We start from the raw sequence: 15,559 nt of genomic DNA on the forward strand, positions 1-15,559 counted from the left end.
AGTTGTGGTTGAGCATCCGGGCTTCTTCCTGAGCCAGGACGACAACCCGCCGCGCGCGGTCGGTGAACCTCTCGAACATCGTTAATCGCTCCTCATACGGGTGCGGTGGTCTTGGGCTCGAAGGAGGCCCAGGGTGCTGTTGATGGCTTTATCTCCGGTGCCCTCGTCACTGCGGTACTGGCAGGAGAGTGCGGAGAGGCGGGTCGGCTGAGCCGGCGACGGCAGCTCGGCGTGGCTGGGACAGGAGCGACGAGGTGAGGGGTAGAGATCTGCCTAGTGTGGGTACCTGACGCAGGAAGGAGACGGGACCGGCGCGGACTTCGTGGCGCATGACCCCTTCAGTCGTCGGGCTCACCCGCGAGCGTGCGGGCAGTGTCGATGGCGTTGTCGTCCAAGCCCCAGTGCCCTGCGTCCTGTTGCTGTTTGGCCTGTTCGTCGATCCAGCGGTTGTGAGCCTCCCAAGCCGCCTGCTTACTGGTACCGAGTGCCGCGCCGATCTGTGACCAGGAAGCACCGGCCCGCCGAGCTGACCGTACGGAGAGCTGACGTCCGTAGGCGGCCTTCCGGGCGATCACCTCTCCCAGTGCGAGCAGCTCCAAAGCCTCCTCGCGTGTCAGCGACGCCGTGTCAGCGGCGAAGTCGTCCGCCTCGTCCTCATCATCCGGAGGTGATGCCAGAGCATCGCGTGTGCGCAGGGAATCGAAACGCGCCGCAGCGGACAGCAGTGTGTACTGACGCTCAACCTCATCAGGAGTTGCCACATATCCACCGTGCCATCAAGCTGCCTTGACGTCAACCTATCCTGACGTCAAGGTGCCCTTACGTCGATGGAGGGTCGACGTAAGGGCACCTGGAGCGCTGGCTTCACCGGGTCAGGCCGGGTGGGGGCGCAGCCGCCGCTTGCTGTAGCGGATCAGTGAGATCCTGACCTGATCGACAAATTCAATCGAAGATCACAACCTGGCGGACAGCCTCCCCCTTTGCCAGTGCAGCCACAGCATCATTGAGATCTTGGAAGGGCACGCGAGCGCTGATCAGGCTTCCGATGTCCAGGTGACCCGACTGGGTCAGATCGATGAGCTTTGGCAGATCGCGCCGTAGGTCAGATTCGCCGTAGACGGAAGGCTTGATGCTGCGGCTGGCGAACAGCAGCTCATAGGTGCTGATGTCCAGTGGGTCGTTCGGTGCTCCGGCTCCGATCACCACGACCTCGCCGCCGCGCCGCGTCAGCTGCCAGGCGTGCCTGACAGTGGTGGACCGCCCCACCGCTTCGAAGACGTGGTCAAACCCCCTCCCACCGGTCAGGCGGTCTTTGGTGTCCTCGGCCTCGTCGGGTGTGACCGTGTGCGTCGCGCCCAACCGGGCGGCGAGCGGGTGCTTGTGTTGAGCCGGATCGATCGCGACGATGCTGGTGGCTCCGGCGAGCCGCGCACCCTGGACGGCCGACAGGCCTACCCCGCCGAGTCCGACCACCGCGACCCGGTCGCCCGGTTGCACCGATCCGGTGTTCAGGACCGCCCCGACGCCGGTGGGAACGCAGCAACCGAGCAGGGCGGCCTGATCGAGGGGGAAGTCGGGGTCGATCTTGATAGCCGCCTGCCAGGGGACGACCATTTCCTCGGCCCAGGTGCCGGTGCCGGCCATCCCGAATGCCGGTGTGCCGCCGACCTCGAAGCGATGCTTGGAGAACAGGTTCTCCATGAATCCCATGCACAGATGGACCTGACGGTTGCGGCAGTCTTCGCATCGCCCGCAGGCCGGGATCCAGTTCACCACTACGTGGTCGCCGGGAGAAACGGCGGTGACCTGGTCCCCGACCTCGACCACCTCGCCCGCACCCTCGTGGCCGACGATCATCGCGCCGCCACCACCGGGCAGTTCGCCAGAGATGAGGGACAGGTCGGAATGGCACACTCCGGTCGCCCGAATACGAATCCTGACTTCATCATGGTCAGGGCCGAGTGCCACGACGTCGTCGCGCAGCTCGAGCTCACCTCGTCCTGACTCGCGCAGTACTGCCGCACGCATGTGGCTCACCTCCGGATGTAAGGGACCGTTGGGTCTCGGGTACGCGGCTCATCGCGGGACGAACCGACATCTGATCGGCCCCTCGGATCGGAGGGCCATTTTTTGGGTGAGCTGGATCTCGGTGTCCACCGCCTCCACTTCGAAGGCCTGAAGGATCACAGCGATGGCGAGTACGGCTTCCAGCATCGAGAAGTACTGACCGATGCAGGCCCGCGGCCCGCCGCCGAAGGGGAACCAGGCGTAACGCGGCCGCTCGGCCTCCACCTCGGGCAAGAACCGCTCGGGCGCGAAGACCTCGGGGTCCTCCCAGTAGGACGGGTGTCGGTGGGTGACCCAGGGGCTCAGGAAGACGATCTTTCCCGCGGGAATGCGATAGCCGTCGATCTCGGTCTCGGCCGTGGCTCGCCTGCTGATGCCGGGGGACGGGGGATACAACCGCATGGCCTCCTTGAGCGCCATGTGGACGTACTCGAGCCGGTCGAAGTCGTCGGCCGTAGGTGTGCGGGTTCCCAGGACTCGGTCGACTTCCTCCCGTGCCCGCTCCTGTGCCTCAGGGTTACGGGCGAGCAGGTGAAGGGCGAAAGTCATCGACGTGGCGGTGGTCTCGTGTCCGGCCAGGAAAAAGATCAGCACCTGATCCCGGATCTCCTCCGGCGTGAGCCGGTCGCCGGTTCCGTCACCGGCGTTTAGCAGGAGTTCCAGCAGGTCGTTACCGCTCTCCCGTGAGTCGCGCTCCCCGATGATCCGGTCGCACACCTCGTACAGGTCCCGCCGTGCGGCAGCCGCCCGCCGGTTGGCCGGAGTCGGCCAGGTCCGTGGAAACGGCAGCGGAGCGAACCCGCGTTTGAGCATGTAAGCGCCCAGCAGCGGAAAACAGCGGTCGACGACGTCGCCAGCCTCCTCGCTCGCAGCGCCGAACAGGACGCGCGACACGACACGCTGTGTCAGGCGGGTCACCTCGGGGATGACGTCGAGCGTACGGTCGTCCAGGGCCCTCCACTCGGCGACCGTCCGCAGCGTCTCCTCGCACATCGCGTCGGCGTACCGATCCACCTTCTTGCGGGTGAAAAGCGGCTGGATGAGCCGGCGCTGCCGCACATAGTCGTGGTCCTGGCTGGTCAGAAGGCCGTTACCGAAGATGCTGCGGATCTCGTCGTAGAAGGTGTCGTCCTTCCGGAAGCCGACGGACCGGGCCAGCACCTGCTGGGCTCCCTCGGCGGAGAAGACCGCGTATAGGTCCTGGCGCAGGCCCGGCGGGCCGACGGTGAACCGGACCACGTCGCCGTGGTCACGCCGGGCGCGCAGATACGTCGCGAGCGGATCGCGTCGAAGAGCCGTCATGACGCCAGTCAGCGCGGAGCCTGCAACGGACGGAATTTCCCGAACGGTTGTCATCGACACCTCTCCCGTTGCAATAGATTGATATCCCGTACCGTTTACTGTCCTCCTTTCATTGAGGCGTGACAACGCCTCTTGTGCTGACATTCATGCAGCGAATGTTGATGTCGTGTACACACTGGAAGCGGTTTGTTCACGCATTTGTCAATCCTCCCGTCGGCCTGTGCTATGTGGCTACTGACCTGCACAGATACTGGAAAAGCCTGACCAATTCGTCTTGCTTGCATGCCGTGGTGTTGTCTTTTTGGGGGCAAGGTGGTTTGGTGTTTCTCTGTTGCTGGAGATGTAATAATGCTGACTGGATGGTGACTCGTGGGCGACAGTAGGGCGCTGCGTGATCGATTTCAGAACGCGCTTATGGGGAATTATGGAGTTCCACCTGTGGCGGTGGTCGAAGGCAAAGGCTGCGTGGTCACGGACGCGGACGGCAGAACGTATCTCGACCTGATCGGCGGCCTGGCCGTCTCCACGCTCGGGCATGCGCATCCTGCGTTGGTGCGGGCCGTGTCCGAGCAGGTGGCACGGCTCGCGCACATCTCCAACCTCAGCCTGCACGAGCCGGAGGTACGGCTGGCCGAGCGGCTGCTCACGCTCGTCGGCGCCGAAGGGCGAGTCTTCTTCGCCAATTCCGGCGCAGAGGCCAACGAAGCCGCGTTCAAGCTGGTGCGCAAGCACGCCGGTGCCGACCGTACCTACGTCGTGGCGGCGCAGGGCAGCTTCCACGGGCGCACGATGGGAGCGCTGACCCTCACCGGGGCGCCGCGTGCACGGAAGTCCTTCGAGCCCTTCTGCGCCGCGGTCCGGCATGTCGCCTATGGCTCGGTCGAGGAGCTGCGCAGCGCGGTGACGGCCCGGTGCGCGGCGGTCTTCCTCGAACCGGTCCAGGGCGAGGCGGGCGTCATACCGCCGCCGGCCGGTTACCTGCGGGCCGTTCGCGAGATATGCGACTCGACAGGGGCGGTCCTCGTCTTCGACGAGGTACAGAGCGGGATCGGCCGCACTGGTCTGTGGTTTGCCCATCAGCACGAGGATGTGCTGCCCGATGTCCTGACTCTGGCCAAGGGGCTGGGCGGGGGGCTGCCGATCAGCGCGTGCATAGGCTTGGGCCGATACGGCACGGTGTTCGAACAGGGCGACCACGGGTCCACGTTCGGAGGCAATCCGGTCAGCTGTGCCGCTGCCCATGCCGTGCTGGACACCATCGACGGCGACGACCTGCTGGGGAACGCCACCAAGATCGGCGCGCTCCTGGCAACCGGTCTGGCAGCGATCTCCCATGAGCTGCTCGCAGGCGTCCGAGGGATCGGCCTGTGGCAGGCGTTCCGGCTTACCGAGCCGCGAGCTCGGTCGGTCGAAGCACACGCCAGGGAGGCGGGCTTCCTGGTCAACGCCGTGCAGCCTGATGTCGTCCGGGTCTCGCCGCCGCTGATCCTCAGCAGTGACGAAGCGCAGTCCTTCGTCGAGTCACTGCCTGCGCTGCTGACGGCTGCTCAGACGGAGCTCGCCGACGAGGTCACGCCATGAAGGCGGCGGTCATCCAGGGGCCCGGCAACATCAAGGTGGAAGACGTACCCGACCCGCAGATCCACGAACCGTCCGACGCCATTGTCGCTGTCACACACGCCGCCATCTGCGGCAGTGACCTGTGGGCCTATCAAGGCACGGCACCCCGCAAGCCTGGTCAGCGGATGGGGCACGAATTCATCGGAGTCGTGGAGGAAGTCGGGCGCGAGGTGGCGGCCGTACGTCCCGGTGACCGCGTGATCGCCCCATTCGTGTGGTCGGACGGATCCTGCGAGTTCTGCGCCGTGGGACTGCACACGTCCTGCGAGCAGGGAGGCTTCTGGGGCGTGCCGGGTGCGGACGGCGGTCAGGGCGAAGCGGTCCGGGTGCCATTTGCGGACGGCACTCTGGTACGAATTCCGGCCGGCGCGCACGAGCCACTCGACCGGGCCCTCCTGACCCTGTGCGACGTGATGGGAACGGGCCATCACGCCGCCGTCGCGGCGGGTGTGCGTCCCGGTGACACCGTAGCTGTCGTCGGGGACGGCGCGGTGGGCCTGTGCGGCGTGCTGGCGGCGCGTCGCCTGGGCGCCGAACGTGTCGTTCTGATGGGTCGGCATCCGCAACGCACTGCCCTCGGTCTGAGGTTCGGCGCCACGGACATCGTGCCGGAGCGCGGAGAGGAGGCGATCGCCCGGTTGCGTGAACTGCTCTCCGGAAAGGGTGCGTCCGCGGTGATCGAGGCGGTCGGCACCTGGGAATCCCTGCATACGGCGATCTCCGTGGCCCGGCCCGGGGCCGCGGTGGGGTTCGTCGGCGCCCCGCACGGAGTGGGCGGCAAGGTCGACATCCGGCAGCTCTTCGACAAGAACGTCAGCCTGCGGGGCGGTATCGCCCCGGTCCGCGCCTACATCCCCCAACTACTTCCCGACGTCCTTGACGGCAAGCTCGACCCGAGCCCCGTCTTCGACCTGCCCATTCGCCTCGCCGACACACCGATCGGCTATGCGGCGATGCAGGAACGCCACGCCCTCAAGGCTCTCATCCGCGTCTAGGCGTGGTCCGCACGCCTTACCCACGAAGGAGCGATCGTATGACCGTGGACAGTGTGTCCCTTCAGAGCGCAGTGATCCGTAACTCCTACGAGCAGGACCTGAACAAGCATTGGGAGGACAAGCAGTCCGACGACATCAACCTCCTCCTGGGGCAGATGGATGGTCTCTACCACCACCACTATGCCGTCGGCGACTTCAACCGGAGCATCCTGCTGGCGCCCGAACAGGAGCGCCAGAAGCTCATCCTGAAGGAGATGCACCGCCTGGAGACGGAGCAGGTCGGGCTTATCACCGACGCGCTTGGTGACATCCCGCCGACCGCCCGGGTCATGGATGGCGGATCGGGGCGCGGCGGCACCAGCTTCATGGTCCACGATCGGTTCGGCTGCCAGGTGGACGGGGTGAACTTCTGCCAGCATCACATCGAATTCGCCCAGAAACTGGCTCAGCAGCGCGGCTGCGCCGACAAGGTCGACTTCCACTACGCGAACATGGTGGAGACGCCCTTCGAGGACGGCACGTTCGATGCGATCTACACGAACGAGACCACGATGTACGTGGATCTCCACGAGGCCTTCCGGGAGTTCGCCCGGGTGCTGCGTCCGGGCGGGCGCTACGTCCTGGTCACCTGGTGCCGCAACGACGCAGAGGTGGCCGCGTCACCGGATGTCTCGGCCATCGACGAGCACTATGTCTGCCACATCCACGGGCGAGGCACGTATCTCAAGGCGTTGGCGGACAACGGGCTGGTGCCGTCCCGGGTGTTGGACCTGACGGAGAGCGCCGTCCCCTACTGGGAACTGCGCTCGCACTCCCGGCTGAAGACCGGAGTCGAGCAGCCCTTCCTCGACGGGTACCGCAAGAATCACCTGAACTATCTCGTCATAGCGGCGGAAAAGGCCGTCGATGCCTGAGCGGGCAGCCATCCGTCCCGTGCTTGAGGCGACAGGTCCGCCCCCCGCCGAGACCGTCCGGGACGCCGCTTCGGTCACGAGGAGCCTCGTCCTTCCGCCCCTGCGGTCGGCAGTGGAGGAACTCCATCCTGATCTCGCCCGGCTGTGCGGCCACCATTTCGGCTGGTGCGACCCGCAGGGGCGGCCGACCGGGACGGAGGACGCGGGCAAGCTCCTGCGTGCCCGCGTCGCCTTCCTTGCCGCGGCGGCGACCGGGACGGAGCCCGCCACCGTGGTCCCCGGCGCGGTGGCGGTGGAGCTGCTGCACAACTTCTCGTTGCTGCACGACGACATCATGGACGCAGACGAACGCCGCCGGGGACGTGCCACCGCTTGGGCAGCCTTCGGTATTCCCCAGGCCGTACTGGGCGGGGATGCCCTGACAGCCCTGGCGCTGCGCCAGTTGACGCCGGTCGCCGGTGAGGCCGGCCGGGCAGCCGTCACCATGATGGTGGACACCCTTCACGAGATGATCCGTGGTCAGGCAGCGGACTTGGCGCTGGACAAGATTCCGGTGGATGAGGTGACGTACCGTCACTACTTCGACGCGACCTACAAGACCACCGCGCTGCTGGGCGCCGCCGCCGCGATCGGGGCCCTCCTCGGTGGCGCGTCCGGCGCGCTGGCCGGCTTGCTTCACCGGGCGGCCGGTGGCGTTGGCCTGGCCTGGCAGATCGCCAACGACGTGGAGGACATCTGGGGTGACCCGGCAGCCACTGGCAAGCAGGCCTTCAGTGACCTGCGGCTGGGCAAGAAGACGCTGCCGGTCATCGCCGCACTGCGCAGCGGGACCGACGCGGGAGAACGGCTGGCGGTCCTGATGAGGCAGACCGGGGCGTCGGCGTCGGAGGAGGAGCTGCGGATGCAGGCCGATCTCATCGAGGCCGCGGGTGGCCGACGGCATGCCGAGGAGCTGTCGGCCCGGCACCTTCGGGGCTCTCTGGACGGTCTCGCCGGTTCCCTGCCCCCGACGACCGCGCGGGACGAGCTCACGGCGCTGTTCAGGCTCATCGTCACGCGAGGCAGCTAGGAGGTCGGCCTGACTGTCGTACGGCGGAGGAACCTTAAGGCTTCCTTCTCCGTACCTCAGTCTGCGAGCACCTCCTGGAAGGCCGCCGAGTCCGCGAGGCCGAAGAACTCCTCGATGCGGCGGATCCCGCGTCCGTCGGAGGTAAGGAACAGGCGGGCGGTTACGGGAAAGGCGAACTGGCGTCCGCGCACAGTTGTGCCGCGGGCCACGTATTCGACGGTGACCTCGTGGTCCGTAGCCATGTATTTTCTTTCCGTGTAACGGAACTCGGCGAGAGCGGACCACAGTGGGTGGGAGCCATTGAACACGGGTCGCGCCGGATGGTCGGACCGCTCGTGTTCGTTCCACACCGTTGATTCGGAGTGAAGGATTTCCGACGCAGTATCGAAATTCCGCTGCTCGACGGCATCGTAGAAGGATTTCGCGACTCGGATGGCATTTTCCTGAGTCATGTCTGTGACTCCTGTGGAGAGTTGAGTAATAGAATCGGCCGAAGGAATGACATGCCCCCCGCACTCGAGGTACGCCTGCATACAGCCACCTTTGCGCAACTCGACACGAGGACACTGTACGAATTGCTACGTCTCCGTGTGGACGTATTCGTCGTGGAGCAGGAATGTGCCTACGATGAATTAGACGGCCGCGACCTGGAGCCGGACACCATGCACATGTGGCTCGCGGATCCGGCCGACGGGCGGCCCGTGGCGTACCTGAGGATCCTTGCGGAGGCAGAGGGGCCGCGGATCGGGAGGGTTGTCACGGTGCGGCACCTGAGGCGCACCGGCCTCGCGGGGCTGCTGCTGGACGCTGCGCTGCACTCGATGGCAGCCGATCGCGCCGTCCGGCTGCATGCTCAGTTGTCAGCCGTCTCGCTCTATGCGAAACGCGGCTTCGTCGCGGAGGGTGAGGTCTTCCTGGAGGACGGCATCCGGCACATCGCGATGCGACGTCCTGCCTGGACGGCGGCGGGACATCAGGAACGCCGCAATGCCAGCACACGGTAGCGCGACGACCGCATAGGTGATGGCCGGCACGGCAAACGTGGAGTCGCGCGCCATCGCGGGGCTCAGTGCGATCGCCAGGGCCAGCCCGCTGTTGTGGACACCGATGTCCAGGCTGATGGCCGCGGACTGCGGACCCGTAACGCCCAGCAGCCGAGGTACCACATAGCCCACGGCCAGGCTGATGACGCAGAACGTCGCGGTTGCGGGTCCCGCCTGTCGCAGATACCCGAGCAGCTCGGCTCGTTCCGTGAGCACGGCGAGGACGGCCATGACGGCCAAGAACACTCCGGACAGCGTCTTCACCTTCCCTGTCAGTCGATCCGCCAGCGCGGGACGCCGGCCTCGGACGACCATGCCCGCCGCCACCGGGAGCAGGATCAGCCCCCACAGCGATACCAGCTCCCCGAGCCCCAACTCGACGTCACCGAGGCCGCCGCGCAGGAAGTGCGCGGCCGCCAGACCGACCAGGGCCGGCAGTGTGAGTACCGCCAGCACCGAATTGACCGCGGTGAGGGTGATGTTGAGGGCGACGTCACCGCCTGCCATGTGGCTGAAGAGGCCGGCGGTGGTTCCCCCCGGCGCGGCTGCCACGAGCACCATGCCGACTGCCGACGGACCGCTGAGGCCGAAGGCGTGCGCCAGCGCGAAGCACACGCCCGGCAGCAGGACCAACTGGCATATGAGACAAACGGCGACCGCGCGCGGCGAGCGCAAGGCGCGCCGGAAATCCTCCCGGGTGAGGGCGAGACCGAGGCCAAGCATCAACACCACGATGGCGATTGGTAACAGACTTGAAAGCAAAGAATTAGTGCCCACGACAGCTGTCCCTTCGGTCAGTGAGCGCCTCATGTGCCAGGGGTAATAGTCGCATTCGCATGGCCTGTCGGCCAAGGCTCGGACCGTTGACGTTCATGCCGTCGAATGTCCAATAGGGATCCACATCTGTTACATCGCTGTCAACGTCCGTGGCGTTGCTCTGCCGAGAGCTCTTGCGTAGTTTTGCGGTGCCGGAAAGCGGTGGCCGGTGGTCCGCGGAACGAGAGCGATGGATTCGAATCGTCGACTCTTTATTGATTGACCTGAACAGGCGGGAGAGAGTCTATGGCGGAACACTTACTGACCTCTGATGCGCGGACTATGCCTCTGGAAAAGGTTGATCTTTCCGGAATTCGCGCAGCGGTCGATGCTGAACTCTACTGGTTTCTGGACCGGAAGCGTCGCTCCCTCTCGGATCCGATCGATGCCCAGCTGGGGACGGCGATTCGGCTCTTGGAGGAGCTGGCCGGCTCCGGGGGGAAGCGACTTCGCCCCCTGCTCTGCTACTGCGGGTGGCTGGCCGCAGGAGGTACCGGTGACGACGCGCCCGTCCTCAAGGTCGCCGCGAGCCTGGAACTCTTCCACATGTTCGCCCTCATCCACGACGACGTCATGGACGCCTCGGAGTCCCGCCGCGGTCGGCCAACCCTGCACCGGCGCATGGCGGACGACACCGACACGCGCACGACGGGCGAGGGTCGGCGACCGCTCCGTGGCGACGACGCGGACCGCCTCGCCAACAACTGCGCCATCCTCGTGGGCGACCTGGCGCTCGTCTGGTCGGACGAGCTGATCCACGCCAGCGGCCTCGCCCCCGTCCAGCTTCGCGCTCTCCGGCCGGTCCTCGATGCCATGCGCACGGAACTCATGCTGGGCCAGTACCTCGATGTGCGTGCCGCCTGCGACCTCGAGGTCGATGTGGACATGGCGCTCGCCATCGCCCGGCACAAGAGCGGTCGGTACACCATCGAGCGCCCTCTGCAGATAGGGGTGGCCCTGGCCGGCGGGGATGAGGAGGTGCTGCGGTCCTGCTCCGATTTCGCTCTCCCGGTCGGCGAGGCGTTCCAGCTGCGTGACGACCTCCTGGGTGTGTTCGGGAATCCGGCGGTTACCGGCAAGTCAAGCCTCGAGGACCTTCGCGACGGGAAGGCCACCACCCTCATCGCCCTCGCACTGAGGCAGGCGGACGCGCTCCAGCACAAGACCCTCACCCGACTGTTCGGCGACCCTGAACTGGACGACTCGGGTGCAGCACAGGTACGTGAACTCCTGATCGCCACCCAGGCGGTGGAAACCGTCGAGCAGATGATCCGGGAACGCTGGCGGCAGGGCATGGAGGCGCTGGAGGACATTCCTTTCCGCGACCCAGGACGCAGCGCGCTCCGTTCGCTCGCCCTCGAGGCAACCGAGCGTCAGGCCTGAGAGCCGAACTTGCTCTTCCCCTCCTAAACATGTGGCCGACGAGCCCGAGGAGTTTCTTCATGAGCCGTACCCCGACCACCGAGCAACGGCCGGCATCGCACACCGCAGAGTCCGTGGAACTCGACGAGGCGCAGGTCCTACTCGAGGAGTCGGAGGCTGACCCCTGGGCGCAGATCAGTCCTTCGGTGTACGAGAACGCTCGGGTCGTCACCGTGGCTCCGTGGCTCGGCGGAGCCGGTCGGCGGCTGCGCTATCTCTGTGAGGAGCAGGCGGCCGACGGCGGCTGGGGGGTGGCGGGCTTCCGCCTCGTGCCGACGCTCAGCGCTGTGGAGGCCCTGCTCACGGCGTGGCGGCGTGGAGAGGTCGCCGACGGTGCCGGAGCGGACCGTATACGGCGCGCGGCCGTGCGCGGAATCGAGACCCTCCACACCTGGCTCACCGGCGGGCAGGGTTCCGAAGAGGCCAAGCAGCTGCCTGACACGGTGGCCATCGAGGTGGTCATACCCGGCCTGATCGCACAGATCAACGATCACTTGATCCGGCACCGTACGACGTGCCTGCCCGGGTTGCCGGAGCGCCTGGTCTCGCTCACCCTGCCGCTTCCTCGCGGCACGGACGACTCCATCCTGGTGGCCCTGCGGACCGCTACGGCCGCCGGACGGACCCTGCCGCCCAAACTCTGGCATGCCTGGGAAATCCTCGCCCCGGGCCGGCCGTTCGCACAGGAGGTCCAGCCGGTGAACGGCTCGGTGAGTTGCTCACCGGCCGCGACGGCGGCCTGGTTGGCGGGCAGTCCCACGGGCCCCGACCCCACCGGTGACAGTCTGACGGCACCGCCCGCCGCCGCGACTCAGGAGGCCCGGGCCGCCCTGCGCTTCCTGGACGACCTGCAGCGGCACCGCGGCGGGCTGTTGCCGCTCGGCGCGCCGATGCCCAACTTCGAACGTGCCTGGGTCCTCGCGAGCCTGGCCACGCACGACGTCCCGCATCAGGCATCAGAGTCCCTCCTCGACCAATTGGAGGCCGTATGCCTGGAGGAAGGCATGACAGCCGGGTTCGGACTGCCGCCGGATGCCGACGACACCGCCGTGGGCTTGTATGCGCTGGCCCGGCACGGGCGTCGGCATCGGCCGGACAGCCTGCTGCACTACTACAATGAGGGGCACTTCTGTACCTACCCGGACGAACGGACGGCTTCACCGAGCGCGAACGCCCACGCGCTGGAGGCGCTGGGCTTCTGGACTCAGCGTTACCCCGACGACCTGCCGCGTTTCGGCGCGCCGGTGGTGGGATCCGCAGACTGGCTGCTGTCCGTGCAGAACGCGGATGGCAGCTGGACCGACAAGTGGAACGGCTCGCCGTACTACGCGACGGCGAGCTGTGCGCAGGCACTGGCCGCCTACGCGGGGGAGACTGCCCGCCCCGCTGTGGAACGTGCTGTCTCCTGGGTGCTGAACACCCGTCGCCCCGCAGATCGTTGGGGGCACGGCACTGGCACGATCGAGGAGACGGCGTACGCGGTCTGGATACTGCGGCTGTCCCGGAACGCCCATCGTGGGCAGCAGGTCGATGAGGCGCTGGAGGCTGCTCGGCGGACCCTGGCGCGGGGCGAGATCACCGAGGACAGCACTCCGTTGTGGATCGGCAAGGACGTCTATACACCCGTGCGCATCGCCCGCGCCGCCTGCCTGTCCGCCACGCACGACCTGAAGACCCGGTGAGGCGAAGCCATGACGTCCGCGCAGACCCATGAGACCTCGGCGGAAGCCCTGGTGGTCGACTGCCCGTTTCCCGACCGTTCCAGCCCGTACGGCGACGCCGCCGCCACATACGTCCGCCAAGTCGCCGCGGAGGCGGGTGTAAGGGGCAGGGCCGGCGCCGTCGTACTGCATGGCATCGCGCTGGGCGAGGCGGCCGCGCTGACCTATCCGGACGCGGATGCGGAGCGGCTCGAGGTCGCGGCTCTGTGGATCGCCTTCCTGGTTCTCTTCGACGACACATGGAGCGATCTGCTGAGCCTGGAGGAGGGCTGGCTGGAGCCGGTGCTGGAACAGCATGCGGTCATCCACGCGGTCCTGGACGGGCATGGCGCCGACGAGCCGCTCGCCCGATTGCTGGACCGCGTCTTGAAGGACATCCATCGCATCGACCCGCGGTGGGACGACACCCGGCTGCGGCAGGAAATCAGACGTTACCTGTCCGCCACCCTGTGGGAACTAGACCTGCGCGACAGGGGAGTGGTCCCCGACCTGACGTCGTATCTGCGGATGCGCCGTGTCTTCAGCACCATGACCGTTCAGCTGGAACTCGACCACTTCGTCTGTCGCCTGAGACTGCCTGAGCAGGTGCGCACCCACCCGTGCGTGCAGCTGGTCGACATGGCGGTTGCCGATTACGGATGCATCGCCAACGACCTGTATTCCTTCGAGGAGGAACGGGCGCACGGCCTGAGCGCCAACATCGTCCCGGTGCTTCAGCACGAGTACGGATGGGACATCCCCACCGCCCGGGCGCATGCACGGAAACTGTGCGCCAGGGCTGTCGAGACCTACGAGGACATCCGCACCCGACCCGCTCGGTATGGGTTGACCGAGGACGACGACCTGCGGCGCTACTTCGCCCACTATAAGGCGTTTATGTCGGCCGCCGCCCGCTGGCCGGCGCGTTCGGACCGCTACCGCGAGGGAGCGGTCGGGTTCGTGACGCCGTGACCTGCTAGCTACAGGGAAGGGAAGAATCGTATGTCCACCACTTTGCGTCCGCCCGGGGCGGCGGCACCTCCGACCGTTCCCGGCGCCCTGCCGCTGATCGGGCACGGCATTCCGCTGGTGCGACGCCGTCTGCAGTTCCTCCAGGAGGCCCGCGCGTACGGCCCCCTGGTCCGTGTGCGGGTCGGTCCCACCGTCGCCTACTTGGTCAACGACCCCTCACTGCTGCACCGGGTCCTGGTCACGGATGCCGCGTGCTTCCCGCGAGGCATCCACTTCCGCAAGGCGCGGGCCGTCGCCGGCAACGGCATCATCACGGCCTACGGAGCCCCCCACCGCCGCCAGCGCAAGCTGGTACTGCCCGCGTTCAACCGCAAGCGGGTGCAAGTGTACGGCGACGTCATGCACGACATCGCCTCCCAGCGCATCGCGTCGTGGCCGGAGGACCGCCCCATAGAGCTGAAGCCGGAGTTCGTTCGGCTGGCCACGACCGTTGGCACCAAATGCCTGTTCTCCTCGGAATTGGGAGGACCGGCGGTACAGGTGGTGGAGCGTGCGCTGCCCATCCTGACCCGACAGGTCAGTCTGCGTGCCATGGACCCCACCGGTTTGCTGGAGAAGCTGCCCACCCCCGGCCGGCGCAGGTTCGACGAGACGATGGTCGAACTGAACACGATGATCCAGCAGATCGTCACCGCCTACCGGCGCAGCGACCGGGAGGAGGTGGACCTGCTGTCCATGCTCATGGCCGCAACGGACGAGGAGACCGGCCAGGGCATGGACGACCAGCAGCTGCGTGACGAGATCATCAGCATCCTGCTCTCCTCCGCCGAGACCACTGCCCTGACGCTGAGCTGGTCCTGCTACGAGCTGGGGCGCGCTCCCGAGATCCAGCGGCGCCTCCAAGAGGAGGTGGACGCGGTACTCGGCGGCCGTGCGCCGACCCATGAAGATCTCGGACGGTTGGACCTGAACCGACGCATCATCAAGGAGACCCTGCGCCTCTATCCCCCCACGTACTTCCTGTCCCGTGCCGCGGCGCAGGACACGGAGCTCGGGGGTTATCACCTTCCCGAGGGCAGCGTCATCCTCTACTCGTTCTTCTCCCAGCACCGCGACCCGTTGCTCTTCCGGCACCCGGCACGGTTCGACCCCGACCGCTGGCTGCCGGGCCGAGAGGACGACGTCACGCCGGAGGCATACATGCCGTTCGGCGAGGGCGCGCACCGCTGTGTCGGCGAGGGCTTCGCCTATGCCGAGGCCATGACCACCCTGGCGCTCATCGCGGGACTGTGGCACCTGCGGCCGGTCTCCGACCGACCCGTCCGGCCCGTCGGCACCGTCACGCTCGTCCCCGACGGACTGCGGATGACGGTACGCAGGAGGGAGCGGTGACGGAGGAACGTGACGGCCTGCACGTCACGGTGAAGCCAGATGTCTGCATCGGCGCCGGACAGTGCGTGCTTGCCGCTCCCGAAGTGTTCGACCAGGACGACGACGGGGTTGTGCAACTGGTCGACGAGGCACCGGAACACGAACTGCACCGGGATGTTCGGCTGGCCGCCGCTCGGTGCCCGGTCGAAGCCATCGGAGTGGTCGAGCCCTGACCCGACCTCCATCCCCTGCCCACTCTCATCCAGCG

General features: G+C 66.9%; 14 protein-coding genes and 1 pseudogene. 10 read left to right on the top strand and 5 right to left on the bottom strand.

Annotated elements, in window-relative coordinates; all coding sequences use genetic code 11:
- Positions 1 to 338 precede the first annotated feature (338 nt).
- The 3 genes from ACH492_RS35420 to ACH492_RS35430 form a co-directional block, all read right to left on the bottom strand.
- A complete protein-coding gene (locus tag ACH492_RS35420) occupies positions 339 to 761 on the bottom strand; it encodes a hypothetical protein (protein WP_398992822.1) in 423 nt (140 codons plus the stop codon).
- A gap of 181 nt (positions 762 to 942) precedes the next feature.
- A complete protein-coding gene (locus tag ACH492_RS35425; protein ID WP_398992824.1) occupies positions 943 to 2,028 on the bottom strand; it encodes a zinc-binding dehydrogenase in 1,086 nt (361 codons plus the stop codon).
- A gap of 48 nt (positions 2,029 to 2,076) precedes the next feature.
- Complete coding sequence (locus ACH492_RS35430) at positions 2,077 to 3,369, bottom strand: cytochrome P450 (protein WP_398992826.1); 1,293 nt, start codon at positions 3,367 to 3,369, stop codon at positions 2,077 to 2,079.
- Positions 3,370 to 3,738: 369 nt separating this feature from the next.
- On the opposite strand from ACH492_RS35430, the gene ACH492_RS35435 reads away from it, so the two are divergent.
- Genes ACH492_RS35435 through ACH492_RS35450 form a run of 4 tightly spaced genes read left to right on the top strand, consistent with a single transcriptional unit; the run spans position 3,739 to position 7,967 of the window.
- The gene (locus tag ACH492_RS35435; RefSeq protein WP_398992828.1) at positions 3,739 to 4,950 is read left to right on the top strand and encodes an acetylornithine transaminase; all 1,212 of its coding nucleotides are present in this window, start codon (positions 3,739 to 3,741) and stop codon (positions 4,948 to 4,950) included.
- Positions 4,947 to 5,984 carry a zinc-dependent alcohol dehydrogenase family protein gene (locus ACH492_RS35440; protein WP_398992829.1) on the top strand — a complete coding sequence of 346 codons (1,038 nt, stop codon included), beginning with the start codon at positions 4,947 to 4,949 and terminating at the stop codon, positions 5,982 to 5,984. Before ACH492_RS35435 ends, ACH492_RS35440 begins: the two co-directional genes overlap by 4 nt.
- 38 nt (positions 5,985 to 6,022) lie before the next feature.
- Positions 6,023 to 6,898 (top strand): SAM-dependent methyltransferase, encoded by an 876-nt coding sequence (locus ACH492_RS35445; protein WP_398992831.1) that lies wholly within the window; start codon positions 6,023 to 6,025, stop codon positions 6,896 to 6,898.
- Positions 6,891 to 7,967: a polyprenyl synthetase family protein gene (locus ACH492_RS35450; RefSeq protein WP_398992833.1), complete on the top strand. Its 1,077-nt coding sequence runs from the start codon at positions 6,891 to 6,893 to the stop codon at positions 7,965 to 7,967. Before ACH492_RS35445 ends, ACH492_RS35450 begins: the two co-directional genes overlap by 8 nt.
- 56 nt (positions 7,968 to 8,023) lie before the next feature.
- On the opposite strand, the gene ACH492_RS35455 is transcribed toward ACH492_RS35450, so the two are convergent.
- Entirely contained in the window at positions 8,024 to 8,419 is a 396-nt protein-coding gene (locus tag ACH492_RS35455; RefSeq protein WP_398992835.1) for a nuclear transport factor 2 family protein, read from the bottom strand.
- Between the two features lie 51 nt (positions 8,420 to 8,470).
- Here ACH492_RS35455 and ACH492_RS35460 point away from each other — a divergent pair.
- A pseudogene (locus ACH492_RS35460) lies at positions 8,471 to 8,857 on the top strand (GNAT family N-acetyltransferase); the annotation flags it as partial.
- Here the strand turns inward: ACH492_RS35460 and ACH492_RS35465 are convergent.
- The gene (locus ACH492_RS35465; protein ID WP_398993002.1) at positions 8,828 to 9,820 is read right to left on the bottom strand and encodes a bile acid:sodium symporter family protein; all 993 of its coding nucleotides are present in this window, start codon (positions 9,818 to 9,820) and stop codon (positions 8,828 to 8,830) included. The pseudogene ACH492_RS35460 and the gene ACH492_RS35465 overlap by 30 nt on opposite strands.
- Positions 9,821 to 10,240: 420 nt before the next feature.
- Between ACH492_RS35465 and ACH492_RS35470 the strand changes: the two genes are divergently transcribed.
- Genes ACH492_RS35470 through ACH492_RS35490 form a run of 5 tightly spaced genes read left to right on the top strand, consistent with a single transcriptional unit; the run spans position 10,241 to position 15,524 of the window.
- Complete coding sequence (locus ACH492_RS35470) at positions 10,241 to 11,209, top strand: polyprenyl synthetase family protein (protein ID WP_398992836.1); 969 nt, start codon at positions 10,241 to 10,243, stop codon at positions 11,207 to 11,209.
- A gap of 59 nt (positions 11,210 to 11,268) precedes the next feature.
- The gene (locus tag ACH492_RS35475; RefSeq protein ID WP_398992838.1) at positions 11,269 to 12,930 is read left to right on the top strand and encodes a prenyltransferase/squalene oxidase repeat-containing protein; all 1,662 of its coding nucleotides are present in this window, start codon (positions 11,269 to 11,271) and stop codon (positions 12,928 to 12,930) included.
- Positions 12,931 to 12,939: 9 nt separating this feature from the next.
- Complete coding sequence (locus ACH492_RS35480; RefSeq protein ID WP_398992840.1) at positions 12,940 to 13,920, top strand: hypothetical protein; 981 nt, start codon at positions 12,940 to 12,942, stop codon at positions 13,918 to 13,920.
- A gap of 30 nt (positions 13,921 to 13,950) precedes the next feature.
- Positions 13,951 to 15,312 (top strand): cytochrome P450, encoded by a 1,362-nt coding sequence (locus ACH492_RS35485; RefSeq protein WP_398992842.1) that lies wholly within the window; start codon positions 13,951 to 13,953, stop codon positions 15,310 to 15,312.
- Positions 15,309 to 15,524, top strand: a complete 216-nt coding sequence (locus ACH492_RS35490; protein WP_398992844.1) for a ferredoxin — start codon at positions 15,309 to 15,311, stop codon at positions 15,522 to 15,524. The genes ACH492_RS35485 and ACH492_RS35490 overlap by 4 nt, the downstream gene beginning before the upstream one ends.
- The last annotated feature ends 35 nt before the right edge of the window (positions 15,525 to 15,559 follow it).

Source organism: Streptomyces sp. NPDC019443 (assembly GCF_044389785.1).
GTDB lineage: Bacteria > Actinomycetota > Actinomycetes > Streptomycetales > Streptomycetaceae > Streptomyces.

Coding starts and splice junctions, on each gene's coding strand:
- ACH492_RS35425 (WP_398992824.1), bottom strand. CDS start 2,028: ATGCGTGCGGCAGTACTGCGCGAGTCAGGACGAGGTGAGCTCGAGCTG.
- ACH492_RS35430 (WP_398992826.1), bottom strand. CDS start 3,369: ATGACGGCTCTTCGACGCGATCCGCTCGCGACGTATCTGCGCGCCCGG.
- ACH492_RS35440 (WP_398992829.1), top strand. CDS start 4,947: ATGAAGGCGGCGGTCATCCAGGGGCCCGGCAACATCAAGGTGGAAGAC.
- ACH492_RS35445 (WP_398992831.1), top strand. CDS start 6,023: ATGACCGTGGACAGTGTGTCCCTTCAGAGCGCAGTGATCCGTAACTCC.
- ACH492_RS35450 (WP_398992833.1), top strand. CDS start 6,891: ATGCCTGAGCGGGCAGCCATCCGTCCCGTGCTTGAGGCGACAGGTCCG.
- ACH492_RS35455 (WP_398992835.1), bottom strand. CDS start 8,419: ATGACTCAGGAAAATGCCATCCGAGTCGCGAAATCCTTCTACGATGCC.
- ACH492_RS35465 (WP_398993002.1), bottom strand. CDS start 9,820: ATGAGGCGCTCACTGACCGAAGGGACAGCTGTCGTGGGCACTAATTCT.
- ACH492_RS35475 (WP_398992838.1), top strand. CDS start 11,269: ATGAGCCGTACCCCGACCACCGAGCAACGGCCGGCATCGCACACCGCA.
- ACH492_RS35480 (WP_398992840.1), top strand. CDS start 12,940: ATGACGTCCGCGCAGACCCATGAGACCTCGGCGGAAGCCCTGGTGGTC.
- ACH492_RS35485 (WP_398992842.1), top strand. CDS start 13,951: ATGTCCACCACTTTGCGTCCGCCCGGGGCGGCGGCACCTCCGACCGTT.